22 protein-coding genes and 1 pseudogene are annotated in these 26953 nt (G+C 61.3%); 10 read left to right on the top strand and 13 right to left on the bottom strand.

The window, feature by feature from the left end:
* Nucleotides 1–262, bottom strand: a 262-nt coding sequence (locus BUE15_RS20140; protein ID WP_211617614.1) for a hypothetical protein, incomplete at its 3' end; no start/stop codon positions are given.
* A 441-nt stretch (nucleotides 263–703) separates the two neighbouring features.
* On the opposite strand from BUE15_RS20140, the gene BUE15_RS20135 reads away from it, so the two are divergent.
* The 3 genes from BUE15_RS20135 (at nucleotide 704) to BUE15_RS22585 (ending at nucleotide 3984) form a co-directional block, all read left to right on the top strand.
* Nucleotides 704–3007, top strand: a complete 2304-nt coding sequence (locus BUE15_RS20135) for a GH92 family glycosyl hydrolase (protein ID WP_073288915.1) — start codon at nucleotides 704–706, stop codon at nucleotides 3005–3007.
* A 10-nt stretch (nucleotides 3008–3017) separates the two neighbouring features.
* Nucleotides 3018–3497: a hypothetical protein gene (locus BUE15_RS21830; protein WP_139252462.1), complete on the top strand. Its 480-nt coding sequence runs from the start codon at nucleotides 3018–3020 to the stop codon at nucleotides 3495–3497.
* A gap of 235 nt (nucleotides 3498–3732) precedes the next feature.
* On the top strand, nucleotides 3733–3984 hold the full coding sequence (locus BUE15_RS22585; protein ID WP_317614846.1) for a VOC family protein: 252 nt from the start codon (nucleotides 3733–3735) through the stop codon (nucleotides 3982–3984).
* Nucleotides 3985–4435: 451 nt separating this feature from the next.
* Here BUE15_RS22585 and BUE15_RS20125 read toward each other — a convergent pair whose 3' ends face one another.
* The 3 genes from BUE15_RS20125 to BUE15_RS20115 form a co-directional block, all read right to left on the bottom strand.
* On the bottom strand, nucleotides 4436–7807 hold the full coding sequence (locus BUE15_RS20125; protein WP_073288913.1) for a DEAD/DEAH box helicase: 3372 nt from the start codon (nucleotides 7805–7807) through the stop codon (nucleotides 4436–4438).
* Between the two features lie 98 nt (nucleotides 7808–7905).
* Nucleotides 7906–9138 (bottom strand): exonuclease subunit SbcD, encoded by a 1233-nt coding sequence (gene sbcD, locus BUE15_RS20120; protein WP_073288911.1) that lies wholly within the window; start codon nucleotides 9136–9138, stop codon nucleotides 7906–7908.
* A 128-nt stretch (nucleotides 9139–9266) separates the two neighbouring features.
* Nucleotides 9267–10643, bottom strand: coding sequence for an MBL fold metallo-hydrolase (locus tag BUE15_RS20115; protein WP_073288909.1), 1377 nt, complete (start codon nucleotides 10641–10643; stop codon nucleotides 9267–9269).
* Between the two features lie 399 nt (nucleotides 10644–11042).
* On the opposite strand from BUE15_RS20115, the gene BUE15_RS20110 reads away from it, so the two are divergent.
* Entirely contained in the window at nucleotides 11043–12626 is a 1584-nt protein-coding gene (locus tag BUE15_RS20110; RefSeq protein WP_073288907.1) for an amino acid permease, read from the top strand.
* A 75-nt stretch (nucleotides 12627–12701) separates the two neighbouring features.
* Here BUE15_RS20110 and BUE15_RS20105 read toward each other — a convergent pair whose 3' ends face one another.
* Nucleotides 12702–12908 (bottom strand): hypervirulence associated TUDOR domain-containing protein, encoded by a 207-nt coding sequence (locus tag BUE15_RS20105; RefSeq protein WP_073288906.1) that lies wholly within the window; start codon nucleotides 12906–12908, stop codon nucleotides 12702–12704.
* 328 nt (nucleotides 12909–13236) lie between these two features.
* On the opposite strand from BUE15_RS20105, the gene BUE15_RS20100 reads away from it, so the two are divergent.
* The 5 genes from BUE15_RS20100 to BUE15_RS20085 all read left to right on the top strand — a co-directional run bounded on the left by BUE15_RS20100 (nucleotide 13237) and on the right by BUE15_RS20085 (nucleotide 18108).
* Nucleotides 13237–13917, top strand: coding sequence for a response regulator (locus BUE15_RS20100; protein WP_073288904.1), 681 nt, complete (start codon nucleotides 13237–13239; stop codon nucleotides 13915–13917).
* A 432-nt stretch (nucleotides 13918–14349) separates the two neighbouring features.
* On the top strand, nucleotides 14350–14472 hold the full coding sequence (locus BUE15_RS22530) for a hypothetical protein (protein ID WP_262987473.1): 123 nt from the start codon (nucleotides 14350–14352) through the stop codon (nucleotides 14470–14472).
* 134 nt (nucleotides 14473–14606) lie between these two features.
* Entirely contained in the window at nucleotides 14607–16658 is a 2052-nt protein-coding gene (locus tag BUE15_RS20095) for an RICIN domain-containing protein (protein WP_073288902.1), read from the top strand.
* Between the two features lie 138 nt (nucleotides 16659–16796).
* Complete coding sequence (locus tag BUE15_RS20090) at nucleotides 16797–17708, top strand: DUF6929 family protein (protein WP_073288900.1); 912 nt, start codon at nucleotides 16797–16799, stop codon at nucleotides 17706–17708.
* 121 nt (nucleotides 17709–17829) lie between these two features.
* Nucleotides 17830–18108: a hypothetical protein gene (locus tag BUE15_RS20085; protein WP_073288898.1), complete on the top strand. Its 279-nt coding sequence runs from the start codon at nucleotides 17830–17832 to the stop codon at nucleotides 18106–18108.
* A 92-nt stretch (nucleotides 18109–18200) separates the two neighbouring features.
* Here the strand turns inward: BUE15_RS20085 and BUE15_RS20080 are convergent, their stop codons facing one another.
* From BUE15_RS20080 to BUE15_RS20050, 7 genes are read right to left on the bottom strand one after another with little or no spacing between them, the layout of a single operon-like run.
* Nucleotides 18201–19265 (bottom strand): hypothetical protein, encoded by a 1065-nt coding sequence (locus BUE15_RS20080; RefSeq protein ID WP_073288896.1) that lies wholly within the window; start codon nucleotides 19263–19265, stop codon nucleotides 18201–18203.
* Nucleotides 19262–20935 carry an NAD(P)-binding protein gene (locus tag BUE15_RS20075; protein WP_244535995.1) on the bottom strand — a complete coding sequence of 558 codons (1674 nt, stop codon included), beginning with the start codon at nucleotides 20933–20935 and terminating at the stop codon, nucleotides 19262–19264. The genes BUE15_RS20080 and BUE15_RS20075 overlap by 4 nt, the downstream gene beginning before the upstream one ends.
* Nucleotides 20936–20964: 29 nt before the next feature.
* The gene (locus BUE15_RS20070; protein WP_073288893.1) at nucleotides 20965–22545 is read right to left on the bottom strand and encodes a polyamine aminopropyltransferase; all 1581 of its coding nucleotides are present in this window, start codon (nucleotides 22543–22545) and stop codon (nucleotides 20965–20967) included.
* Nucleotides 22538–22753 (bottom strand): DUF350 domain-containing protein, encoded by a 216-nt coding sequence (locus BUE15_RS20065; RefSeq protein ID WP_073288892.1) that lies wholly within the window; start codon nucleotides 22751–22753, stop codon nucleotides 22538–22540. Before BUE15_RS20065 ends, BUE15_RS20070 begins: the two co-directional genes overlap by 8 nt.
* Nucleotides 22754–22774: 21 nt before the next feature.
* Entirely contained in the window at nucleotides 22775–22957 is a 183-nt protein-coding gene (locus tag BUE15_RS20060) for a hypothetical protein (RefSeq protein ID WP_073288890.1), read from the bottom strand.
* 20 nt (nucleotides 22958–22977) lie between these two features.
* The gene (locus BUE15_RS20055; protein WP_211617695.1) at nucleotides 22978–24273 is read right to left on the bottom strand and encodes a DUF4178 domain-containing protein; all 1296 of its coding nucleotides are present in this window, start codon (nucleotides 24271–24273) and stop codon (nucleotides 22978–22980) included.
* 35 nt (nucleotides 24274–24308) lie between these two features.
* On the bottom strand, nucleotides 24309–24662 hold the full coding sequence (locus BUE15_RS20050) for an S-adenosylmethionine decarboxylase family protein (RefSeq protein ID WP_073288887.1): 354 nt from the start codon (nucleotides 24660–24662) through the stop codon (nucleotides 24309–24311).
* A 219-nt stretch (nucleotides 24663–24881) separates the two neighbouring features.
* Here BUE15_RS20050 and aspA point away from each other — a divergent pair, with 219 nt between their 5' ends.
* Complete coding sequence (aspA, locus tag BUE15_RS20045) at nucleotides 24882–26288, top strand: aspartate ammonia-lyase (protein WP_073288885.1); 1407 nt, start codon at nucleotides 24882–24884, stop codon at nucleotides 26286–26288.
* Between the two features lie 120 nt (nucleotides 26289–26408).
* Here the strand turns inward: aspA and BUE15_RS20040 are convergent.
* Nucleotides 26409–26927 (bottom strand): annotated as a pseudogene (locus tag BUE15_RS20040) (integrase core domain-containing protein); the annotation flags it as partial.
* Nucleotides 26928–26953: the final 26 nt, after the last annotated feature.

Here is a 26953-nt window from a genome sequence, read left to right as displayed (position 1 = left end):
TGGCCGCCTGGTGTTCTTGCAGGGCATTGCTTTTCAGGTAGGTGAGCAGAAAAAACAGCTTCACATCGCTGCCCGCCAGCACCGCCGTCGGCCGTTCGCGGTGAGCCGGAAACTGCCGCCGCTTCCCCGCCAGCGTATGCCAGCGGTGGTGCCGCTCCCAGGCCGGCGCGAAGGCGGTGAGCAAGTCGTCAAACTCGGCCACGTGCAGGCTGGTCAGGGCCAGAAACTGCCGGGGCCGCTCGCGTAAGGCACGGTAATCCATGCCCAAATCTACGGCTGCTCCTCGCGGATTAACTTAGCCACCTTTTCCGAATTAGGTCTAGTGAACCAGAGTAATTTTGATTTATCTGAACTACAGTTTGACTGCTATGATGCAAACGTGAAAATTCAGATACCTAGCGGCTTCAGTAAGCTTCATTACAATTGGTATGAAGAAGGATATATACTGACAGTAGACTATCCGGATAAAAGCTACGTATGGATTTTATGCGGAGGTAATGCTGTATTGCAGATACCTAAAAGAACTAAGAAGGGGAGCTATTATCGGAGAGAATACAGTGAAAAAAACCACTTCACGATTACTTACAACAGAGTGTCGGAGGACAAATTAGCTGTATTCAATTATGCCTTTGATAGTTTAAAACAGGCGGAAAAATAGCTTGTCTACCTACCTTACCAGCTTCAACGCCACCTCCTGAAGCTGATGCCCCGCCTTTCCTTCCTTGCTGCGCTGCTCCTGGCAGCCGTTCCCGCCCTCGCCCAGAAAGCCAAAACCACCGAAAACCTGGTGCAGTACGCCAAGCCGCTGGTGGGCACGGCCCGGATGGGGCACACGTACCCGGGGGCCACGGTGCCCTTCGGCATGGTGCAGCTCTCGCCCGATACCGACACGCTGAGCTACGAGCTGAACGGCAAGTACAACCCCCGCGTGTACGAGTACTGCGCCGGCTACCAGTACGCCGATAAAACCATCGTCGGCTTCTCGCACACCCACTTCAGCGGCACCGGACACTCCGATTTGGGCGACTTTCTGGTGATGCCTACCACCGGTCCGCTCCAGCTCAACCCCGGCACCGCCGACCAGCCCGAACGAGGCTTCCGCTCCCGGTTTTCGCACCAGAACGAGGTGGCCGAGCCCGCCTACTACCGCGTCAAGCTCGATGACCACAACATTCTGGCCGAGCTGACCGCCACCAACCGGGTGGGGATGCACCAGTACACCTTCCCGCAGTCGGAGCAGGCGCACATTATTCTGGACCTCACGGCCGGTATCTACAACTACCCCGATAAGAACGTCTGGACCTTTGTGCGGGTGGAAAATGACTCGCTAATAACCGGCTACCGCCAAACCCACGGCTGGGCGCGCACCCGCACCCAGTACTTCGCCATGAGCTTCTCGAAGCCGTTTGTGAGCTACGGCAGCCGCAACCTCTCCCAAAAGCAGGTGTACCGGGGCTTCTGGGGGCGCTTCGACCAAACCAAGAACTTCCCCGAGCTGGCCGGCGAGCAGCTGCGCCTGTTCTTCGATTTCAAGACCACGGCCGGGGAAAAGGTGAAGGTGAAAATGGCCTTGTCGGGGGTGAGCACCGAGGGGGCGCTGCGCAACATGCGGGCCGAGGTGCCGGGCTGGGACTTCGAGGCCGTGAAGCGGGCGGGGCAGGCGCTGTGGCAGCAGGAGCTAGGCAAAGTAGTGGTAGAGTCGCCGAAGCGGGCGGACAAGGAGAACTTCTACACGGCCATGTACCACGCCGCCCTCAGCCCCACCACCTACATGGACGTGGACGGCCAGTACCGCGGCCTCGACCAGAACATTCACAAGGCCGAGGGCTTCACCAACTACACGTCGTTTTCGCTCTGGGACACCTACCGGGCCCTGCACCCGCTCTACAACCTGCTGCAACCCAGGCGTAACGCCGACATGGTGCAATCCATGCTGGCCCACTTCGACCAGAGCACGATGCACATGCTGCCCATCTGGAGCCACTACGCCAACGAAAACTGGTGCATGATTGGCTACCACTCGGTGCCCGTCATCGTGGATGCCGTGCTGAAAGGCGTGGTGCCCGCCGACCAGGCCCAGCGCGCCCTCGATGCCTGCGTGACCACCGCCCACCAGCAGCGCTACGACGGCATCAGCTACTACGAGCAGCTGGGCTACGTGCCCGAAGACAAAAGCGGCTCGTCGGTTTCCAAAACGCTGGAATACGCCTACGACGACTGGTGTATTGCGCAACTGGCCAGGAAGCTGGGTAAGACGGATATTGAAGCCGAGTTCAGCAAGCGCGCCCAGAACTGGCAGAACGTGTACGACCAGCGCATCAACTTTATGCGCCCCCGCCTCGCTGACGGTAGCTTCCGTCCGCGCTTCGACGTGCTGAGCACCCACGACCAGGGCTTCATCGAAGGCAACGCCTGGAACTACAGCCTCTACGTGCCGCAAGACCCCGCCGCACTCATCGCCAAAATGGGCGGCGAAAAGAAGTTTCTGCCCCACCTCGATTCGCTGTTCACCATGCACCTGCCGGACAAGTTCTTCGCCGAAACCGAGGACATCACCCGCGACGGTATCATCGGCAACTACGTGCACGGCAACGAGCCCGCCCACCACGTGGCCTACCTCTACAACTGGACCAGCCAGCCCTGGAAAACCCAGGCCCGCGTCCGCATGATTCTGCCCAAAATGTACCGCCCCACGCCCGACGGCCTCGGTGGCAACGACGACTGCGGGCAGATGTCGGCGTGGTACATCTTCTCGGCGCTGGGCTTTTATCCCGTAGCGCCCGGCTCGCCGGAATACGCCCTCGGCAGCCCCGCCGTGCACGGCGCCACCATCAACCTGGAGAACGGCAACACCTTCCGCATCACCGTCAAAAACCAGAGCGACAAAAACGTCTACGTGAAGGAAGCCCGCCTCAACGGCCAGAAACTCACGCGCCCATTCTTGCAGTATGCCGACGTGGTGAAGGGTGGGGAGCTGGTGTTTACGATGGCGGGGAAACCATACTAGTTTATAAAAAATGGGGCTTGAGCTTTTTGTATTCGCAACGCTGGTGCTAAGTATACTTTCGTTTTTCGCTTGGCGCTGGTTAGTAAGTAAGATAACTGAAAGAAATATTTATAAAAATATCTTATCCGTTGTTTTGGCTATTTGTACTATTTCTGTGCTATTCTTTGCTATTATATGTGTGTTTCTGTTTTCGCTTAGTTATTACCCCAAGCATGATTTCGATAGTAATGAATGGTTAAAAAATCCAGAAAAAAGATATGAGATGACGACGAATATGATAGAGAGTAAATTATTAATAGGAAAGTCGAAGGAAGAAGTTAGTAGGTTATTGGGCAATGAACGAAGACTTGAATGGACTAAAGACGGTTTAGATTGTTGGCAATACTATATTGGCGATAAACCGACGTTTGGTATGGATTTAGACCCTGATGCCATAGATGTGTATTTCAAAAACGGGAAGGTCGTGCGGGTATATGAGCATGAAACTTAATTTCTCCTTTGCCTCTGACTAGCGTAATCTTGTAATATAGAGCAAAATCAAAAGTTAGGAAATGAACGAGCCGCAAAACGAAACCCCAAACCAATCATCTACTGTCACCCCCAAAGTGACAGGCATAGGCGGTATTTTCTTCTTCTCTTATAACCCGAAGGAAACGCGGGAGTGGTACGCCCACAACCTCGGGATGGAAGTCAACGACTGAGGCTCCACGTTTGAGTCGCGCAGCATGGACAACCCGGAGCAGGTGAACTTCCTGCAATGGAGCCCGTTCCAAACCAGCAGCGACTATTTCGCGCCGTCCACCAAAGGCTTCATGATTAACTACCGGGTGCAGAACATCGAAGGGCTGGTGGCTCAGCTGAAAGCCAGCGGCGTAACCGTGCTGGATGACATTGCCAGCCACGACTACGGCAAGTTCGTGCACATTCTGGACGCCGACGGCAACAAGGTGGAGCTATGGGAGCCAAGTCGGCAGTAGCATCGGCACCATTCAGCGCGGCAGCCAGATAGCAAAACGCCCCGCTTCACGTCTGAATTGGCGTGGAGCGGGGCGTTTTGAGTTGCTTTGGTAGCTACTCTATTTGTTGCCGGTGAAGCTGGGCGTACTGGCGTTTCTGTTTTTGTTGCGGCTATACAGGTAAGCAGCACCCGCCGCTAGCAGTGCGCCGCCTAGCAACTTACGGCTTCCACCGGATCGAGCAGGCGTGTCATACGTTCCGGTAGTAGGGTTAACGGCAGTGCGTCCCCCAAACAGGCCCGAAATCAGGCCACCAAGTGTACCGCTCGGGCGGTCAGAACCAAATATGCTCATGATTGACAAGGGAAAAATGGTGTAAAGGCTCTAACGCAACTCAGGCGTGAGGGGTTGAGGAAAATTGCGGCCTCCCAGATTGGTGTAGGGGCGGGGACAAGTCCCGCTTCATACAGTGTCAGGCCAGCAACTCCAGCAATTCCTGCGGCGTGAGCGACTTTAGTAACGACGCGTCGGTTTTGATAAGGTCGTGGGCCAGCTCCTGCTTGGCTTCCTGCAGCTTTCTGATTTTGTCCTCAATCGTATCGGGGCAGATGAGGCGCACGGCCACCACCTTACGCATCTGGCCGAGACGGTGGGCGCGGTCAATGGCCTGGTTTTCAACGGCCGGATTCCACCACGGGTCCACGAGGTACACGTAGTCGGCGGCGGTGAGGTTGAGGCCCACGCCGCCTGCTTTTAGCGAAATCAGGAACACGCGCACCGAGTCGTCTTCCTGAAACGCCCGCACGGCAGCGGCCCGGTTGCGCGTCTGGCCCGTGAGCTGCTGGTAGCCGATGCCGCGCCGCTCCAGCTCCGGCCGAATCAAATCGAGCATCCCGATGAACTGCGAGAAAACCAGGAGCTTATGCTGCGGCGCTTTGCTCTCAATTTCCTCCAGCAGCACTTCCAGCTTCGCCGATTCCGACCCGTACGATTCGGCATCGGCAAGTAGGGCGGGAGCATTGCAGATTTGGCGCAGGCGGGTGAGGCCCTGCAGAATATGCGCGCTGTTTTTGCGGGGCGAGTCGGGATGCTGGCCCAGCAGTTTGGCTCGGAACTCTTGGCGGCAGGCCTCGTAGATGCGGCGCTGGGCGGCGCCCATCTCGCAGTACAGCACCATTTCGGTTTTGGCAGGTAGTTCGGACGCTACCTGGGCCTTGGTGCGGCGCAACACAAACAGACTAATTTTGCGCTGTAGCGCCCGCGCATGTCGGCCATCCTTGAACTTGTCGATGGGCGCGGCAAACTGGTCTTGGAAGTGCTGGCGGCTGCCCAGCAAACCGGGGCAGGCAAACGAAAGCTGCCCGTACAGGTCGTAGGTGTTGTTCTCGACCGGTGTGCCCGTCAGCACCAGGCGGTTGCGGGCCTGCAGCAGGCAGGCGGCGCGGTAGCGCTGCGAATCGGGGTTTTTGATGGCCTGCGCCTCGTCCAGCACAACGTAGTTGAAGCGGTAGTCGCGCAGCCACCGGATGTCTGATACCATGGTGTTATAGGTAATCAGCACGATGTCGCAAGCGTCGAAGTCCGGCGCCTTCTGGCCGCGCCCGGTGCCCTGCAGCACGTGTATCCGCAGCGAAGGCGCGAACTTCTGCACTTCGGCCTGCCAGTTGAATACCAGCGACGCCGGCACCACTACCAGGTTGGCCGCCGTGTGGCCCTTCTCGCGCAGATGCAGCAGGAAGGCCAGCACCTGCACCGTTTTGCCGAGCCCCATATCATCGGCCAGGCAGCCCCCGAAACTGAAGGTGTCGAGGAAGTTGAGCCAGTTGAGGCCCTGCCGCTGGTACTCGCGCAAGGTGGCATGCAGCCCCGCCGGCACCGGCACGGGCGCAATGCCGGTGAAGTCGGCGGCAGCGGCGCGGTAACGGGCCAGCTGGGCCTGCGCGGCGGGTGTCAGAGCTTCCGGTTCGTAAAGCTCAGCGAGGGTGGCGAAGCTGATGCTGGGCGTACGAATCCGGTCATTCTCGACGTGGCCGGCGGCAAACCAGGCCGCGAATTTCGCCATCCATTCCTGGGGCAGAATCCCGCGCGTGCCGTCGTCGAGCTGCACATAGCGGCTCTTGCGGCGGACGGCCTGCTGCAGGTGCTGCAGCGTGACTTCCTGCCGGCCAAAACGCACGCCCACGGCGGTATCAAACCAGTTGGTTTCGCCGGTAACGCGCACCGTAATGCGGGCTTTGTGAGCGTTGAGCGTGTTCTTCTTCAGTGCATTGAACCCCAGAATGCTGATGCCGGCACTGCGCCAATCCTCGAAGGCTTCCAGAAACCACGCTTCCTGCAAAAACTGCGTTTTGGGCACATACAGCGCCTCCTGCTGCAACTGCTCCTGAAATTCGGGGTAGTGGCGCAGCAGCGCCGCCACAAACCGGTCTTCGGCGGCGGCATTCCGCGCCAGCACAAACGGCCGGCCCAGCTCATCCACGGCCAGCAGCTGCCGCCTCGACAGCACGGACACTTCCTTCGTGCCGTAGCGCATCACGGGCAGCAGCTCCACACCCGGCCCGGCATCGGAGAGGTAGAGCAGCAGCTCCGGCGGCGCATCGAAGCCGCTGGCGGCGCGCTGCTCGGGCGTGGCGGGCCGCACGTGGGAGTAGGTGATGTGCAGGCGGTCTTCCAGCGCGGCCAGCACCTCCTGCTGAAACTCCGCAAACTTGCTCTCGTGAATCAGCAGCGTGTTGTTGCGCTTCTGAAAGAACTCAATGACCCGCCAGGTGGCCGCGTCGTCGAGCAAATACAGCGCTTCTGGTGTCGCCACAAAATAGTCGTAGCGGATGCTGAGCGTCTTGAGGTCGTGGGGCTGGTCGTGGAGCAGCAGCTTGCCACTCACTTCATAGTATTCATCGAGCCGCGCCACAGTCAGCCGTAGGTCGGTTTTGGATTGCCGGATGGTGACGGGGCTGATGGATTGCGCCGTGATGTTGTCGGAAATGGCCGCGTTGTGTGTGTAGAAGCTCACGCCCGCCGGATTCAGCACCACGGCCCGTAGCGCCTCCAGGGTAGCGGCAGAGCGGCTGTCCTCGAAGTTGCGCTGAAAGAATGCTACGGCCGTGTAGAACTTGATTTCCTCGGCCAGCTGCAGCCGCCAGACACTCTCCAGCGGATTGAGCAGACTGATGGGGTTCTTGAGTTTGCCCGAAGTCGTCAGGGCGGCTTCGGCCAGTTGCAGCGTCAGGTGCCCGTAGTACTTATGGCGGCCCAGCACCAGCAGCTGCCGGCTTCCCAAAGGCGCCACCAGCGGCGCTGGTTTCGGGGGCTGCAGACGCGCCACGAGTTCCTGTTTGGTTGCGGCCGTAACGGGGTAGAGGGCGCTCTGCTTCGGAACTACCGTTACGGCCGCCGGCTCTACATACAGTAGGGAAAAATCGGCATCCAGGTCTGCGGCCCGCTCCAGGCCATAGTCGCGGGCGGCGGCGCGCAGGTGCTGCTGGCGGGCCTGCGTATCAAAGAACAGCCGCAGCTCTTTGCGGTGCAGAATGCCCAGTAGCACTACCGCTTCATGCTCGCAGAGCGTTGGCTGCACGCTGGCACAGGAGCAGGAAACCAGCAGGTTATGGCCCGCCTGCTGCACCGCCACCACGGGCAGTTGCCGGGAGCTGCTGGTGTGGCCGGCAGTAGTGAACGTGCCATAGTCGAGCTCCAGTGTTTCGGGCCGGACGGCCGCCAGCATCCGGGAATCGGCCTCCGGCAGAGTAGCGCAATGCAGCCACACCACGGCGCTGGTCAGTTCCGCCACGCTCATGTGCGGCAGGGTGTAGCGGTGCAAATCGGGCGGCAAGGAGGTCGGCATGCAAAAGCGGCGGCGGACGTCCGCACGTTTGGTAAGAATAGGCCGGCCAAAGCTGTCAGGCTACTGTCCGGCCGCCGCAACAGCGGCCCGTAGCGGCGCTATATCCGCTCCAGCAGCTCGTCGAAGGTGCGCAGCAGCTCGGCACGGCTGGCTTCGGGTTCGGCTTCGAGACGCTGCTCAAACACCTCACGCTCCGTAAAATCGTGGAGGCTGCGGGTAAGTGGGGCATCAGCTTCTTCCTCGTCCTGGCCCAGCGCGCGGAGCTTTACGAGACGGAAATGGCGGCGCGCCAGCACTTCCAGCTGCTGGCGGTCCAGGGCCTGAATAACAGCCAGCAAGGCGTCGGCTACTTCCAGCTGCGTCAGCTCCGAGTGAATCTGTACGTCGGCCCAGGCGGGGAGCTGGTAGCCGGTGTTGTCGTAGGTGGTGAGGCCCGTCGTTACTTCATCCAGGGTGCCATGAAAGCGCACGAGCCGCCGTGCGCCCGGCACCGGCAGACTTTGCAGTGCCGCCAGCTTGCCGCCCGCAAAATCGAGCAGCAGCACTTCCTTGGGGTGGTCTATTTCGGAGAAGGACAGCGGGATAGGGGAGCCGGAGTAGCGGATATGTTCCCGGCCGCCCACCCGCTGCGGGCGGTGCAGGTGGCCCAGCGCCACGTAGTCGAACACCACCGGAAAATGGTCGGCCGTAACCTGCCCCAGATTGCCCACGTGAATGGTGCGCTCCGAGTCGGAAGGGGCGGCGCCGGCGGCGTAGAGGTGGCCCGTAGCCAGCACGGGCAGGCCCAGGTCCTTGAGCTGCCACACCTGCTCTACTTCCGAAAGGCGCAGATAGTGGTCGGCAATGCCTTGCTTGATGCGGGCTTCGCGCTCCTCGGCCGTTTCGCCGGGCACGGAAAGGCGCACGTCCCGGTCGCGCAGAAAAGGCACGGCGCATACTACCAGACCGGGCTGGCCGGCGGCATCGTCCAGCACCAGCACCTGCTCCTCGAAGCACTCCGGCACGCAGCCCACCACGTGCACGCGCAGGTGGCGCAGCAGCCGGGCCGGGGCGTTGAGGGTGGCCGGCGAGTCGTGGTTGCCGCCCACCACCACAATGTCGCGGCAGCAGGTGCCGCGCATGCTCAGCAGAAAGGAATAATACAGCTCCAGCGCCTGGTTAGAGGGCGAGCCGGTATCGAAAACGTCGCCGGCCACTACCAGCACTTCCACCTGCTGCTCGCGCACCGTCTGCACCAGCCACTCCAGAAAGTGGCGGTGCTCGTCGGTCCGTTCGTGCCCACTGATGAAGCGCTGGCCTAAGTGCCAGTCGGCGGTGTGTAGTACGCGCATTGCTGATAAATGAACTCCAAAGATAACGGCAAAGCAGGGCTTCTACTTCCGCAGAAAGCACAATGGCCCGCGAAGAAAGCTCCGCGGACCATTGCCGGTAAGTGGTAAGCTGGCCGGCTCCGCGCCGGTTAGTGCACCGCCTGGGCCTGAAACGTGGAAATGGCTTCCCCCAAATCATAGACCGTGGCGCCGGGCAGCGCGGCCTGCACGATGCTGGCCCCGGCCGCCGAGCGGTAGCCGCCGGCGCAGTGAATGAGCACCGGCTTATTGGTGGGTACCTCATGGGCCCGCTCGCGCAGCTCCGGCAGCGGAATCAGCAGCGCATCCTCGAAAATGGGCTGCTGGGCCTCCGTGCGGTTGCGGATGTCCACGATGGTGAAGTCGTGGGGCTGGTTACGCACGTGCTCCACATCCACATCGGGGCTGGTAGCCGACAGTTCCCGGGGCACCAGCATAGCGCCTCTGATATTGCCTTCGTAGCCGATTTTGGCGGTTTTGCGAATCACCGTGTCCAGGGCAATCTGGGAGTCAGCAATGAGGTAGAACGGCTCCCGGGGGCCCACTACCGAGCCCAGCCAGGTTTCAAACTTGCCGCCGTCCATCAGGTTGATGGCGCCGGGCAGGTGGCCCGCCCGGAACTCGGCGGCCGGCCGCGTGTCGATGATGAGCACCCCGGCTTCCAGCTCGGCGTCCGGCATGAGGCGGGGCACCGCCCGGATGCTGTCCTCGAAGGGCAGGGCCCCCTGCTTGTTGAGCACCACGTCGTGCCCGAAATACTTGGGCATGAACGGCTGGTCTTCCAGCAGCACCTTAATGAACTCGTCCTGCGACATGGGCTGCAGGGCGTAGTTGGTTTTCACTTCCCGGCCAATGGTGCTGTCGAGGTCGGGCGAGGTGGTTTTGCCGCACAAAGAGCCGGGGCCGTGGGCCGGATACACCTTGGTGGTAGCCGGCAGCGTCATGAGTTTGTGGCGGGTGCTCTGGTAGAGCTGGGCCGCCAGGTCTTCGCGGCTGTGGCCACCTACGTTGTCGTCTTCGCGCAGGTCGGGGCGGCCTACGTCGCCCACAAACAGCGTGTCGCCGGTGAATACGGCGCGGGTCTGGGCCATGTCGTCAATCAGCAGCACGCTGATGGAGTCGGGCGAGTGGCCGGGGGTGTTGATGGCGTGCAATTCAATGGTGCCCAGGCTGATCCGGTCGCCATCATCGAACGACTGGTGGGGGTAGCCGGCGCGTACCAGCCGGCTGACGTAGATGGTGGCGCCGGTTTCCTGGGAGATTTCCAGGTGACTGCTCACGAAGTCGGCGTGGGGGTGGGTTTCAATGACGGCAACGATGCGGGCGTCGTGCTCGTCGGCGAAATCGTAGTAGGGCTGCGGGTCGCGGGCCGGGTCGATGATGGCTATCTGGCGGCCGCTACGGATGGCGTAGCTCGCGTGGGCCAGGCCTTTGTCGTAAAACTGCTGAATCTGTACCGACGCGGTACTACTGGGCAGAGGACTCATGGGGTTTGGATGTGGTGGAGTGCCGCCAGCTTCGGGCGGATTTCTTCAAATGTATCATCTAAGATAACCGGAACAAGCAAAAAACCTCTCATTCTGGAAAAGCCGGGTCCACGCGGGGCTGCACGGAGACGGCCGGCGCCAGCCTGGCGGACTCCTCGGCAAACCCAACAGGGCAAGCAAGCATCTTTTGCCGGCCGATGAAGTCTATGCAGTGGTTTTGGCCAGTTGGGCGGCAGCAGGCGGCTTTGTTTATATAGGCTGTCGGCAATTCTCACTAATCGGAGGGTGGCGCCTTGCGAAGTGCAGAAACGCCTATATTCGGGGCCTCGCAATGGCTTGCAGGCCGTTGTGTTTTTCTGTTTCTACCACTTACTTCTCTTTTTCTCTCACCAAACCTGTATGGCAAATATTTTCGCCAAAAAACCACTGGCCCAGCTGCTTGGCGAGGCTAATTCTACCGGGCACGGCACGCTGAAGCGGACGCTGGGCGCCGGCAACCTCGTTGCGCTGGGCGTGGGCGCCATTATTGGAGCCGGCCTGTTTGTGCGCACGGCCGCTGCTGCCGCGCAGGCTTCCGGACCAGGCGTTACGCTGGCCTTCGTGGTAGCCGCCATCGGCTGCGTGTTTGCGGGCCTCTGCTACGCCGAGTTTGCCGCCATGATTCCCATTGCCGGCTCGGCCTACACCTACGCCTACACCACCATGGGCGAGTTTGTGGCCTGGGTTATCGGCTGGGCCCTCATTATGGAGTACGCGCTGGGCGCGGCCACCGTGTCCATTGCCTGGAGCGAATACCTCAATAAGCTCTTAGAGGTCTTTGGCACCAGTATACCGTACAGTCTGAGCCACTCGCCCTTCGAAAGTGCCGTAGTAAATGGCGTTACGGAACACGGTATCATCAACCTGCCCGCGCTGCTGGTAATTGTGGCTTTGTCGCTGCTGCTCATCAAAGGCACGCAGGAGTCGGCTATGTTCAACGCCATTGTGGTGTTCCTGAAAGTGGCTATTGTGTTGGTATTCATTGCAGTTGGCTGGCAGTTCGTTAACCCGGCCAACCACACGCCCTATCTGATTCCGGAAAACGCTCCGCCCGTGCTGGACGCGGCCGGCAAGGTGGTACGCGAGTACACCGACTGGAACAAGCACGGCCTGGGCGGCATTCTGGGTGGCGCGGCCATCGTATTCTTCGCCTTCATCGGGTTTGATGCGGTAAGCACCGCGGCGCAGGAAGCCAAAAACCCCAAGCGCGACATGCCTATCGGTATTCTTGGCTCGCTGGCCGTGTGCACGGTGCTCTACATCCTGTTCGGCCACGTGCTGACGGGCGTGGCCAACTGGCGCGAATTTGCGGATCCGGCCAAAGGCGGCGAAGCTTCGGTAACGTATGCCATCAAGGCCCACATGCCGGGCTTCGAGTGGCTGAGCACGGCCGTGACGGTGGCTATTCTGCTGGGCTTCTCGTCCGTAATTCTGGTAATGCTGATGGGCCAGAGCCGCGTGTTCTTCTCGATGGCAAAGGATGGCCTGATGCCGAAAGCCTTTTCTGAGCTGCACCCGCGCTTCAACACGCCCTACAAGTCCAACCTGGCGCTGCTCGTGTTTGTGGGTGGTTTCGCGGCCTTCGTGCCCGGCTCACTGGCCGGCGACCTGACCTCGTTCGGTACGCTGCTGGCTTTCGTGCTGGTGTCGGCCGGCGTCTGGATCATGCGCCGCTCCGACCCCGCACAGCCCCGGCCGTTCCGCGCGCCGTTCTCGTCGCCGTCGTTCCCGTTTGTGCCGATTATGGGCATTCTGGTGTGCACGAGCATGATTATGGCCCTGGACGGCTTCACGCTGAAAGTGGCCATGGGCTGGATGATTCTGGGCTTCATCGTCTACTTCATTTACGGCAAGCGCAACTCTATGCTGCAGCGTGGCATTGTGGTAGTGCCCACCGAAATGGAGGAAGAGCAGGCTTTCATCGAGCCGCTCGATAAGAAATAGGCGCACTCCACGCCCCACGAAAAAGCCCCGCCGGATTTCCGGCGGGGCTTTTTTAATGCCAAGGTCAGTGCGTGGCTAGGCCGGCTTCACTTCGCTCTGCAGCTTGAGCACCCGGTCGCCGTTGGCCTGCACAATCAGATAGGCGGGGTTCTCGGGGGTGCCGTGCCGGGTGATTTCCGCGCCCTGCAGCTTGCGGGTCACAGATTCTTTGTGGGTTTCCTCAATCTTGCCGGTAGCCGTGCCAGTGCCGTATTTCCAGGTAACAGAAGTGCCTTTGCGCATGGTGAAAAGGGGTAGATGAAGTGCCGCGGGAGGAGCAGGTCGATTTCCTTATACTGTGGGCTGCCGGATTGCGTTGTCAGGCGTTGTCGGTCAAAAGGGAGCTTGTGGCTGATTAGCAAAGGTTTAGGGCTGTCCGGTATGGGGGTCTCAAGTCACTGCTGCGTCTTTTGCAATCAACCGCAAGGTGAGTGGGCTTGGTAAAATGCAAATGAATCTATATTATGAAATGTACATGTAATTGCTGTAACTTTCCTTTCTCAATGCTGATGAATGGAGAAGCCAGCTTTGGGCTCGTCTACTGTGCTGATTTGCCTTCCACCACCTGCCTATGAACGCATCATTCTCTGGCCCTGGCTGTATCAACATCCTGCTGGTTCATGACCAGCAGATGATGATTGAAGGCATCAAAACGCTGCTGCGCGACGAAGCCGATATTGTGGTGGTTGCTCAGGCTGGAACTGGCCCGGAAGCCTTGCACCGCCTGCACCAGCACCCCGAAGTGACCTTGGTTATCGTGGATCTGAACATGGCGCGCACCGCCGGAGTGGACCTGACGCGCAGCATCCATAGCAGCCACCCGAAGGTGCGTATTCTGGCCCTGGGCATGTCGCACGACCACACTTCCGTGACGGAAGTGCTGCAGGCTGGCGGAGCTGGCTACCTGCTTAAGAATACGGGCAAGGAGGCACTGTGCGAAGCTATTCGGGCAGTGGCGGGTGGCCGCGCGTACTTCAGCCCAGAGGTGGGAGCCATGCTGCTCCAGCATATGCCGATTCCGGCGAACGGCCATCGTAGCCTGCCAGCAGAGCAGCCCAGCACACTCACGGCCCGCGAAACCCAGATTCTGCAGCTGATAGCGCGCGAATACTCCAACTACCGCATTGCAGAGCAGCTGTTTATCAGTGAGCGTACTGTGGAAACCCACCGGAAAAACATCCTGGCCAAAACCAACTCGAAGTCGGTCGTGGGGCTGATTCAGTACGCGCTGCGCCATAAGCTCATTTCCTGAAGCGCTGCCGTCCTAGCAGGCGCTATAGTGGCCGGAGTCTTCGCCTGCTGGGTGGAGGGTCCGGCCATTGTCGTTGAGGCCGGCCGTGAAGTCTGGCGGCCAGCTTCTGTGGGCAGTAAACAGCTTGTGCCTACGTACTGGCACGGAGGAAAGGTAGGTGCTGGTACGGATACGTGTATCCGCAGTAGTACGTATTTACATTTATTTAAGAAAAATATACCTTAGCATCGTTCAATCAAATGGTAATATGTTTACATTTGATCAATGGTTCAGAATTGATTTCCGCATGACTGTTGCGGTCTTTTTGCGCTGCTTGGCTTTTTGTTCGCTCCTCGTTCCTCACCTGCAACTACACGACTCATGGCTTCGAAAATCCTCTCCTTCATTTGTCACGTTCCCGGCATGATGCCCGGGTCTTACCCTTCCGTTCCAATGGCAACTACTACTAAACCAGACCGCAAGCCCGAACAAAAAGCCCAGAGCAGCGGACACTTCACGGCCATCTACGAAAACGACCGGTTCGTGCGTTTCAAGTACATCAGCAACGCCCAGTAGCAGGCGAGCATGTAAACTGCTTGCGGCTACAGTGGGCCCGGCGCTATCCTATCCACCGGAGAGGGCGGCACCGGGCCTGCTGTAGCCGCTGTGTTTGGGCTAACTTGCGGCGCGCATCCACCGTTTAGCTGCCCATGATTTTGTCCCTGTTTCGCTCTCTGCTGTTTGCCGTCGTTTTTTCCTGTCTGATAGCAGGGCCGCTTCAGGCCCAATACACTTCCACTGCCCCCGAGGAAAATGCCTGGTACGGCATTGTGGCCCGCAGCAGTGGCCGCTCCCTTGATGTAAGTAAGGCCTCGACGGAAGCCGGCGCCGCTGCGGTGCAGTGGGAGTTTACGCACCCAGCCAGCCAGCAGTGGCGTTTCGTGCGCATCACGCCGGGCGGCGAGTACTACCGTATTGAGGCCCGCCACAGCGGCAAATGCCTGACCGTAGATAAGCCCGACGAAAATGCCCCGCTGGTGCAGCGGCCCTGGTCGGGGAGTTTCTACCAACAGTGGAAGCTGGTGCCCAGCGGCCCGATTGGCAGTGTGCAACTGGTGGTGCGCGGCAATGAGAAGTGCGCGGCCATTGCCAACTCCGACAAGTTTAACGGGACGCCGGTGGTGATGCAGCGGCCACAAAACCGCGCCAGTCAGCAGTGGCGGCTGTTTCAGCTGCGCCTGAACATAGACCCCAGCCAGCCAGGCTACGGCACCCCCGAGCCGCTGGCCTCCCTGAACTCCAATGGCAACGAACTGCACCCCGTGCTGGCCCCCGATGGCAGCGCCCTCTACTTTTCGCGCACGCGCTTTGCCGGCAACACCGAAGGCAACACCGAATCCGGCGACGTGTGGGTGAGCACCTCCGCCGACCAGGGCCGCAGCTGGGGGCCGCCTACCCGCCTCGATGCTTTGAATACGCAGCAAAACAACGGCGTGATGGCCGTGGTAGGCGCTCAGGGCAACACGCTGCTGGTGCGCGGTACCTACGAGCGGGATGGCAGCTTCCGCGACGAAAGTGCGTCGGAAGTGCCGCGCATCCTGCCGAAGGGCACGCGGCCGGCGCCTCTCGAAATTGCCAATTATTACTCCGCCGGGCCGGCTACCACGTTTTTTATGACCGCCGACGAGAAGGTGCTTCTGCTCTCCCTGGAGCGGGGCGACTCAGAAGGCAGCAACGATTTGTACGTCAGCCAGCGGGCTGCGGACGGTATCTGGGGAGAGCCGCGCAGCCTGGGCAACGGCATCAATTCGCCCGGTTTCGAGTTTGCGCCCTGGCTGACCCCCGATGGCAAGACGCTCTACTTCAGCTCCCTTGGCCACGCAGGCTATGGCGGTTCCGATATCTTCGTCAGTACTCGTCTGGACGACTCCTGGCTGCGCTGGAGTACCCCGCGTAACCTGGGGCCGTCCATCAACGGGCCGGGGTTTGATGCCTATTTCTCCCTGACCCCTGACGGAAAGCAGGCGTACTATGCCTCGGCGCGCACGCCCAATGCCCCCGCCGACCTCTACCGCACCGCCGCCGGGGTGCCGCCCGTAGTAGCGCCGGCCGACTCGGTGCCGCCGGTGGCCGTGGTGGCCAATCCGGCCGTAGACCCTCGGACGCTACTCACGGGCGTGGTGCGCAATGCTAAAACCCGCGAGCTGCTGGCGGCCGAAATCCGCGCTATCCGGCTCGGAAATGACATTGCCTTCAATGCCACGGCCCGCAGCGTAGCCGGTAGTGGCGCTTTTCAGGCCACGCTGCCGGCCGGCCGCTACCGTCTCGTGGCCACGGCGCCGGGTTTCCTGACGGCCACCGATACCGTAAGCATGACCGGCTCACGGAGCGTAGAGTTGCTGCTGGTGCCGGCCGCCGTGGGGTCGAGCCTGGAGCTGCCTACGCTGATCTTCGCGCAGGGTAAATTCACGTTGCTGCCTGCTTCCTACGCCGAACTTAACCGCCTGGCCCGTACTTTGGCCGACAACCCGAAGGTGAATATTCGGCTGGAGGGCCACACCGACAACCAGGGCAATGCCGACCTCAACCAGAAGCTTTCGGAAGACCGGGTGGGCGAAGTTCGGCGCTACCTGATTACGCGGGGCGTGGCTGAGCAGCGCATCAGCGTCGTTGGTTACGGAGGCACCCGCCCCCGCGCCAGCAACGACAAGGAGGAAACGCGCCGCCTCAACCGCCGTGTGGAGTTTACGATTGTGAAATAAGCAGCGCTATTTTGGTCATATCGGGCGGGGCGTCCGGTGCCGGCGCAGTTGCGTAGGCGTATAAAGCACGCGTACTGCTGCACTGCCTGACAAGGGCCGGCGTACTGCGCGGGCTGTTCCAACAAGATTCTCGTTTGTATGCGGGCTACCATCATCCGGCAACTCGATCTGCCCAACCTGCCTTCCGCCTCCGGAGTGGAAATTCTGGGCGAAACGGTGTACATCATCGGCGACGACTCGCCGTATCTGTACCGCTTCGGGGCCAACGAACTGCAGCCCGGCCAGGCTATTACGCTGTTTGATACGGCGCATTTCAGCAGTGGGCGCATTCCGAAGGCCATCAAGCCCGACCTGGAATGCCTCACGGCCCTGACCGATGCCCGGACCGGCGAGACGGGCCTGCTGGCATTTGGCTCGGGGGCCACATCGGCCCGCGAAGGTGGGTTTTGGGTCCCGATTGGCAGTAAGCCGGCCGCCGTGACGGTATATCCGGTGGCCCTGGCGCCGCTGTACGCGCGGCTGCGCGAGCTGCTGCCGGCCGGCGTCACGCTCAATCTGGAAGCGGCGGCGGCCAGCGCAACCGAGCTGCTGCTGTTCCAGCGCACGGTGGGGGCGCAGGCCGGCAACTTTATCTACCGGCTGCCCCTGGCCGCTACCCTCGACTACCTGCAGCATCGGCAGGCGCAGCTGCCACCGGTGCGGGCGCAACATTTCAGCCTGCCTGAAATTGAGGGCAAGCCCGCGGGCTTCTCAGGGGCCTCCTTTCACGGAGGCCGCCTGTTCGTGACTGCCTCCGTGGAAGACACCACCGACGCCGTGCTGGACGGGGCCGTGCTGGGCAGCTTCGTGGGGGTGCTGAACCCCGATAAGCCGGCCGCCGCGCTAGCCTCGTTTGCGCTGCTGCAGCTGCCTGATGGCCGGCCCTACCGGGGAAAAGTGGAAAGCGTGGCGGTGCGGCGTACCCTCGCGCAAGGCCGCTACGAGCTGCTGCTCGTAACCGACGATGACCAGGGTGGTTCTACCGCAGTGTTGGTAGAAATGCAACTGTAGCCGATAGGCCCGGCTGGCACAGGCAGCTCGCCTCAAGCAGATAGAATAGTACGGTGCAGGGAATTTACTGCGAGAGAAAATGGTTGAAAGGCAGCATGTTTTACCGCTTTTCAGCTTTCACATGATTCTCTTCAACACTCGTTTTCTGTACCCGGTAAGTGCCGTGAAACTGCAGGAGCAGCAAGGGCTGCTGCCCGCCGAGTTTCTGCAGACAGTACAATTGCTGCGGCCATTCCTGGAGAAAGAAAAGGCCTATGGCGAGGTGTGTGCCACGCACGTCACTTCGCCCCGGGGCCGCCAGCTGGTAGTGCAGTACCGCAAAACGTACTCGCCGCAGGACGGCTTTGTGGTGGAAATTCTGGATGCCGAAGTAGTGCGCCCGCTCGCTCAGGCAGCATAGCTTCGCTCGGCCGAAGTCAGGAAGCCCTGGTTGGTGGTGGTGCCATTTGTTTGGGTACCGCCGTCGGCCGGGGCTTTTTTGTAGTCTGCAGGTCAGGCCCCGCGCCGCCAGATGAAGCCATCCAGCACGTAATGCGTGGCCTGCGGGAGTGCCAGCAGCGGCACCAGCAGGGCCAGCCCCAAAGAGTCGGATACGGAAGGCAGCTGCTGGAAGAAGCCGAACACGCCAGCATGCTCCCGCCATACCAACCCGTCCCAGATGCCCTCCTCCAGGTAAGCCAGCCCAAACAGGAGCCCCAGAAAGAGGGCCACCCCGTAGCGCCCGTGCCACCAGTGGCGGGCGGTTTTGTGCGCCGGCGCTGCAGGTTGGCTGGTCGCCCAGACGAGTGCCAGGTAAGGAATGCCATGGGCAACCACGTTGAGTAGGGTGAACGCCAGGTCGCCGTTGAAGAGCACGATGCCCCCGTACCAGGAAAGGGCCGTGCCCAGCAGCAGCAGGTTGCGCGGCTGGTTGAACCGGCCGCTTCGGCGCCAGAGGCGGAACTCCTTCAGACAGTAGGCGCCTAGTAGCGCGCCATACAGCCCCGTGAGCACCGCCCGGCCCATCGGCCAGTCGTACTGAACAAAGTCGCCGGCTACAAACCAGTTGAAGTTGCGCGGCGACGACAAATGCCACCACAGCAGCGGGTAGAGGGTAGCGGCATATATCAGGACGGCATCGAGCTGCCGGCTGCCCGCCGAAGCCTTTTCCTGCCGGGAATACAGGCGCAGAAACCCGTACTGCTGCCGCACAAAGTGAAACACGGCCGCATACGCCAGCACCCGCCAGAACCAGAGCCCACCCGCCCAGTGCAGTGCAACCCCAGCCACGTAGCAGCCCAGCGGAACCAGCCACAGCAGCGTGCGGAAGCGCCGCCGCCGCACCGGGTCGAAGTAGGTGCGGAACAGGGTGCTATACACATGGGCTACATCAATCAGCACCACCAGCGCCACCCAGGCCCACACCGGCATGCGGCTGGAAGACCGGAACACCGGCGGCACCAGCGCCACTACCAGCAGCGCCAGAAACGGCGGCCCCAGAATCCAGAGCCCATCGAAAGCCGCCGAACGAATCCAGGGCTGGGGCTGCGTAGGAGAGGTTGTGCCGGGCGTTTTCATACGGGAACGACCATTGCGTGGGCGGCCCGAAGACCCTGATAGAAAGCTTCCTCGAAAATAGACATGCCGCTATAATCGGAGTGGGCAAAGAAAATGCGCTGCCGCACCGGCCGCGACAGAGCAGCCCGCTCGGGGCCCCAGAGGTAGCCCGGGGTAGGGGCTACCATGCCGTGCCCCCATACCCAGGCTTCCACCCGCTGCACAAACGGCGTAGCACCCGGATGCAGATACTCCAGCTCGGCCAGGATGCGGGGCAGCCACTCCGAGTAAGTCGTCTGGTATGCCTCGCGGCGGGCCTGGGCCGGTGGTGCATCGGTAAGCGGCCAGTATAGCGTAATCACCTTCGGGCCGTCGGCATACTGCGCGAGCTGCTGATGGTTGGCATTGACGTAGCCTACCGATGCGCCCCCGTAGCCAACATTGTCCCAGCATAGGGGCTGGCCCTGGCCCTGCGGCAGCTCTGTCACGGTGAGGTTGGCCACCAGCCACGGCGCATGCTGGAGCGGCTGCGCGGCCACCGGTGCTCCGGCTACTCCACTCAATAGATGCTGCGCCACAAACTGCGGAATGGCCAGCAACACCTGGCGGGCCCGAATGCGCATGGTGCGGCGGGCCGTGGCATCATACGCCAGCACTTCCACGCCCTGCGGCGTTTCGCGGAGCTGGCAGGCTACCGTGTGCGACAGGATAGTGCCTGTGCCCTGCCCACGCAGCTGCTCGGCCAGAAAGCCGTTGCCCTCCGGCCACGTCAGCACATCAGACGCGGTGGCATTGTGGGCACGGCCTTTGCGCGCCGCAAAATAATGCAGCCCCGCCCACGCCGACACCTGCGCGGCGGTAGCGCCATAGTCGTCGCGGCAGCCGTAGTCGAGGTACCAGCGCAGATAAGGGGAGGTGAAGCCGTGCTGGTCGAGGTAAGCGGCGAAGGTGAGCTGGTCGAGGCGGCGGAATTGCGGGTCAGCCGAGGACTGGTCAAGCGGGATGGCAAAGGCGTCGCGGCCATCGGTGCCGCGGGCGTGTTTCAGGCCGTCAACCAGCTTGAAAAAACGAGCCATCTGCTCCCGGTCGGCGGCCGGCACGCCTACTTCGGGCACCAGACCCTGCTGCCAGTGCCCATGCAGCAGAAGCCGTTCCTCCGGGTCGTGGCAGAGGTGATACTCATTGTAAACAGGTAGCCCCGAAGCAGCGTCGAACCCGGTGATGACCCCGGACTCGCGCAGAAAAGCGAGTAGCTCGTGGTTGCGCTCATCGGGCACGGGCAGGTAGTGCGCGCCCCACGGATACGCCGAAACGGCGCTTTGGCCGCTGGCTGAGTTGCCACCCGGCCGGGCTTCCAGCTCCAGCAAAAGTGGCGCGTGGCCTTGCCGGGCCAGCTCGCGCCGCGCCGCCAGCCCCGCCACGCCGCCGCCTACAATCAGGATGTCGGTGCTGAGTTCCTGGCTGGGCGCCGGCAACCGGCCGGGGGTGCGCAGCAGATGGCCCACGGCGTGGTCGGGGCCGCGCAGGCCGCCCCGGATGTGGCGGGTAGCTGAATCCGCCGGGCTGCAGCTTTCCAGCAGCACGCCCGGCCCCAGCAGCAGCCCCGCCACGCCGGCCCCGGTGCGCGCCAGAAACTGCCGGCGACTGAGGTCGTCAGGCGGTAGCGGGGGAGAAGAGGAGGGCGGCATCATACAGTATCGGAACGGCGGGACGAGGGCGGCTACTGCGCGTAGGGGCCCCAGTCTTCCTCAAAATAGCGCACCAGCGCCTGGTTGTTGAGCTGGTTGATATCGGTGGGTACTTCGGCCATGTCGGGCGGGAAGTCGAGCATCTGGCGGATGGTGACCGGCGTAACGTAGCGCAGGCCGGGCGGCAGGGGGCCGGCATCGGGGCGCCAGTGGCCGTTTTCGCCTGCCAGCACGTAGCCCCACTCCCCAAACGAAGGCACGTAGCAGTGGTAGGGGATGGTGTGAAAACCCGCTGCCCGCAGCGTATGCGCAATACACCAGAACGACTGCCGCGCCACGTACGGCGAGGTGCTTTGCACCACCAGCTTGCCGCCGGGCGCCAGCAGCCGGTGCAGCTCCTGGTAGAAAGCCGCCGAATACAGCTTGCCGATAGAGTAGTTGGCCGGGTCCGGAAAGTCCACAATCAGGCAGTCGTAGCGGGTAGTGTCCTGGCGCACCCACTGGTAGGCATCCCCGTTGATGACTTCCACCCGGGGGTTTCGCAACGACTGCTGGTTGAGGGCCGTAAGCAGCTCGTTTTGCCTGAACAGGTCCGTCATGCCGCCATCCAGGTCTACCAGCCGAATCTGGGTGAGGTGCGGATATTTCAGCAGCTCGCGCACGGCCAGCCCGTCGCCGCCGCCCAGCACCAGCACCCGGCGCGCCTGCGGCAGCGCCTGCATGGCCGGATGCACCAGCGCCTCGTGGTAGCGGTACTCGTCGCGGGAGCTGAACTGCAGGTTGCCGTTCAGAAACAGCCGCAGCTCGCGCTGGTTTTTGGTGAGCACAATGCGCTGATAGATGGTGCTTTTGGCATAAATCACCTGGTCCTGGAACGCCAGCGTCTCGGTGTAGCGCTGAATGCGGCCGGCGTAGCCAAACGTAACGGCCAGGGCCAGCAGCGCCGCCGCCATCAGGCCCGCGAAGGAGCGGCGGTAGGGGCGGGTTTCGGGAAACCGGTACAGCGCCACGGCCGCCACCACCACGTTCAGGGCCCCAAACAGCAGAGCGGTGCGCATCAGGCCCAGCTGCGGCACCAGCACCAGCGGAAAGATGAGAGAGGCCAGCAGTGCCCCGATGTAATCGACGGTAAAAACTTTGGAAACCAGGTCTTTGAACTCGAAGCGGTTTTCCAGAATCCGCATCAGCAGCGGAATTTCCAGCCCCACCAAAATGCCCGTCAGGCCCACCAGCGCGTACAGAATCAGGCGAAAGGAGGCCACGTACTCGAACAGCACAAACAGCAGCGGCGCCGAGAAGCCGCCCACCAGCCCCACCAGAATTTCGAGCCGGATAAACCATTTCAGCAGCGGCCCGCCCAGGTAGCGCGAGAGCCACGAGCCCACGCCCATAGAGAAAAGGTAGGCCCCGATGATGGTGGAAAACTGCGTGACCGAGTCGCCGAGCAGATAGGAGGCCAGCGTGCCCGCAATCAGCTCGTAAATCAGCCCGCAGGTGGCAATAACGAACACCGAACCCAGCAGCAGCACCGACTGGGCTTCCTGCCGCGCGGTGCCGCGCCGGGGCGCGTCGGGCGGGGCTGCTACCGGTGCTTCCACGGCGGCATTACCCATGAATGGCGGAGCTGATAATCAGGGCCACGGCAATCATGAAGGCGGCCCCCATAATGGCCAGGGCCGTGTTGTGCTCCTCCACAATTTCCCGCCACAGCATGCGCGGCGTGAGCTTTTCGATGACTACGAAGGACACCACCAGAATCAGGATGCCCAGCACCGAGTAGATAACGGATGCTGCAATGAGCTTGAAGTTGAGGTATTCCATGGGAAGGAAATAAGTGATGCGCTATTTGTGATAGAAGCGGGCGTGCCCCCCGCGCGCCGACGACGTGCGGGCCCCTTCCGGGTTTTCATTGTCGTCGCCGAGCAGGCGCGTGCCCGTGAGGCCGGCCCACACAAACACGCCGTAAGCCAGCAGGGCCACCAGCACGTAGTAGCGAATGGCGAGTAAGGAACGCAGAAAGTCCATGCGGCAGAGCAGAAGGTGAATCAGGAATTGTCTTCGGGGCCGTAGTCACTGTTGCTCCAGCGGCTGTATTCGTGTGTGCGTCGGCGCAGGTACTGAATGCCGGGGTACACGGCCAGCGCCAGCAGCAGCAGCACGGCATTGGACTGCAGCGGCGTGTGCTGGCTGGCATAAATGCTCAGGGGCTGGTTCATACCGTTTTCGGTGACGGGGTAGAGCGTCAGGTGGTACTTGCCCGACGGGATGCCGGCCAGCGTGGCGCCCTGGTCCCGGTCGCCCTCGCTCCAGCTTTCCCCATCCTCAACGCCCGCGTAGAACTCCAGATTCTTCGTGAATTCGTAGCTCTGGCCGGTTTGCTCGTTCACCAGCGTCACGGGCACCTCCAGCCATTGGTTGTAGAGCTCCGAAGAAGCCAGCCGAAACTGCAACGCCGCCGGCCCCTCTATCTCAAACGACTTCGACACCAGTACCCGGTTGCTGCCGGCCGCTACGGCTTCCGCATCGGTGCCGGTGGGCACGGTTTCGCGGCCCGTGGAAAACTTCTGCAGCAGCACCGTTTTTTCGGGCTTGATGTAGAGCAGCGCCAACTGCGTGACAATGACCAGCAGCGCCATGCAAAGGCTGAACGTGCGCAGCGTGGGCCAGGAAGTGTGAGCCGGCCCCGGCTGCACGGCGCCCACACCGTTGCGGAACGGCATGCGCTGGTTGGGCACCTGAAACCCTTCGGCTATTTCCGATGGCTCTATGTGAATGCCCTTGTACCAGAGCGCCGGCTTATGGCCCAGCTTTTCGCGCACCAGCATGTGGGGCGGGGCAATATATTCGGTGACGGTCAGCTTGGCATCTTCCCGGATTTCCCAGTCGAATTCACCTTCCGCAAACACCACATGGGCTCTGTAGGAATTGTAGATTTCGTAGGTGGCATCCTCATCGGGAATGTGGGCACCGCGGCGGGTAGGCTGGCCTACCACCTTGTATTCGCGCCCGGCGGGGCCTATCAGCATCCAGTGGCCCTCATACACCGCCAACTGGGTATAAATGCCGGTTTGCTCGTGGCGCAGAATGTACTCCTGCCACTGGGCAGTACTGCGTTCTTCCTTGCGCTGCATGAAGCCCATCACGCGGTACTGCTGCCCGCGCAAAGTACCCACAGTGCCCGGCTGCAGCACCAGCTGCTGCTTGCCGGCAAACCGTCCCAGGCTTACGGGGTCATTGTCGCCTTCGGCCTTGAAATAGGTGTGGCAGCGCGGGCAGGCGAAGAAAGTGCTGTTCACCAAATCGAAGTACGGCACGCCGAGCTTGCATTTCGGGCAGGGCACATGAGCCGGTGCCTCCGGTCGTGCGGGCAGGCTGCTCATCGGCGCACTTCGGTTTTGCTGATTTCCGCGCCTCCGAAAAAGGCTAGCGTGGCGGCGTACAGGGCCCGGGCCCGGTCGGCGTTGTCACGGCTGTAGTTCGAGAGAAACACGTCGAAGGTCGCCTGCCCGTGCTCTGGCCAGGTATGGATGCTCAAATGCGACTCGGTGAGGCCGATAACGGCCGTAAACGAGCCGTTGGGGAAGGTATGGTACACTTCGCCCACCTTGGCCAGGCCGAGCTGCGCAATCTGCTCATCGAAGAAGCGCCGGCAGGCCGCCGCGTTGGTAAGCGGGCCGGCAGGAGCAGCAAAGGTGGCCAGCACGTGCAGGCCGGGCGAATAGGCAGACATAGCGGAATACAGGACCAGGATAGAGGCAGCCAGCCGAAGCCGGCCCGCACCCCGGCAATATTACACAGACGGGGCCCAACCGCGCAACGACCGGGCCCGTATCTGTTCAGCTACGGGCAGCCCGGCCCCGGCCCCTACCCTGTGAGGCCGCTGTGCCGGTGTCGGCGCAAGCCGCTACCTTTCGCTCCCCAACCCACTTCTACCCCCGACTTCCTCTCCATGCAAATCACCCGACTTGAGCACGATTTTCTTGGCGAACGGGCCATTCCGGACAACGCCTACTATGGCATCCAGACGCTGCGGGCGCTGGAAAACTTCCATATAACCGGAATCCCTCTCAAATCGGAGCCGCTGTTTGTGCAGGCGCTGGCCTACGTGAAAAAAGCCGCGGCGCTCACCAACCGCGACCTGGGCGTGCTGCCCGAACCCATTGCCGCCGCCATTGCGCAGGCCTGCGATCGGGTAGCCACGGGCGAGTTCGACGACCAGTTCCTGACCGATATGATTCAGGGCGGTGCCGGCACTTCCGTGAACATGAACGCCAACGAGGTAATTGCGAATGTGGCCCTCGAAATAATGGGCCATGCCAAAGGCCAGTACGAGTTCTGCCACCCCAACAACCACGTCAACTGCTCCCAGTCCACCAACGACGCCTACCCAACCGCGTTCCGGATTGCCCTCAGCAACAAGCTGGTCGGCTACAGCAGAATGCTGGGTGAGCTGGCCGATGCGTTTGCCGAAAAAGGCACCGAATTCCGCGACGTACTGAAAATGGGCCGCACACAGCTGCAGGATGCAGTGCCGATGAGCATGGGCGACGAATTCCGCGCCTTTGCCACGAACCTCCGCGAGGAGTTGCTGCGTATCGAGGACAGCCGCCGCCTCATCAGCGAAATAAACATGGGTGCCACCGCCATTGGCACCCGCGTCAATGCCCCGGACGGCTACGCCGAGCTCGTAACCCAGCACCTGCGCACCATCACCGGCCTCGACCTGAGCCTGGCCGGTGACCTGATAGAAGCCACGTATGACACTGGCGCCTACGTGCAGCTTTCCGGCGTGCTGAAACGCACCGCCGTGAAGCTCTCCAAAATCTGCAACGACCTGCGCCTGCTCTCGTCGGGGCCGCGCACCGGTCTGTTCGAAATCAATCTGCCGCCGCTACAGCCTGGCTCCAGCATCATGCCCGGCAAGGTGAACCCCGTGGTGCCCGAGGTAGTAAACCAAACGGCTTTCTACGTCATCGGGGCCGATTTGACCGTGACCATGGCCGCCGAGGCCGGACAGCTGCAGCTGAATGTGATGGAGCCGGTTATTTCGTTTGCGCTCTTCACCTCCATTTCCTACATGACCAATGCCTGCCGCACGCTCCGCGAAAAATGCGTGGTGGGTATTACAGCCAATGCCCGCCACACCGAAAACCAGGTGCGCAACAGCATCGGCATCGTCACGCAGCTGAACCCAGTGCTGGGCTACGAAGCCGCCGCCGAAATTGCCAAAGAAGCCCTAAAAACCGGCCGCTCCGTTTATGATATTGCCGTAACCGAGCGCAAGCTGCTAAGCCAGGCGAAGTGGGACGAAATATTCACCTTCGAAAACCTGATCCGCCCGGGCTTTATCCAGTAAATCCCATTTCACAAGGCAATAAAAAACTCCTGGTTTGCGCCAGGAGTTTTTTATTGTACTCGGAGCCGGGGTACTCGCAACTACTTTCGGAAAGCTCTTAACTTCCTGATTTGCTATTCATTAACTCCGCGTTTCAGAGTAAGTGTATAGTGCCAAGGTGAGGTGGGTCGGGTCCTGGTTAAAGTTAACGGGATTTTTCTGCCACTGGGCGCAGACGAATTCATGCGGTGTCAGGCCGCGCAAGGTCTTGAGTCGTTTGGCGTGGTTATAGGCCAGCAGAAAGGTCTGCAGGTGCTCGTTCAATTCGTGGGTTGTCTGGTAATGGTAGCGTTGGACCGTCGCTTCTTTAATCGTGCGGTTCATGCGTTCGACCTGGCCATTGGTCCAGGGATGACCGGGCTTAGTGAAGCGGTGCTCGATGCCGTGCTCGGTGCAGACGCGGTCAAACAGGTGGGGCAACGCCCAGGGCTGGTGGCGCATGTTGCCAAATTGGATGCCGTTGTCGGTCAGCACCGTGTGCACCCGGTACGGCAGCTTGGCCAAGACCCGGCGCAGAAACTCCGCCGCGGCGAGCTTGGTGGCCTGGGGCTGCAACTCGGCAAAGGCGACTTTGCTGGTACGGTCAATGGCCACAAACAACTACTGGCGGCCTTCTTCGGTCTGCA

The organism is Hymenobacter psychrotolerans DSM 18569 (assembly GCF_900142395.1).
GTDB lineage: Bacteria > Bacteroidota > Bacteroidia > Cytophagales > Hymenobacteraceae > Hymenobacter > Hymenobacter psychrotolerans.
This window is presented reverse-complemented; position numbering and strand designations above follow the sequence as displayed.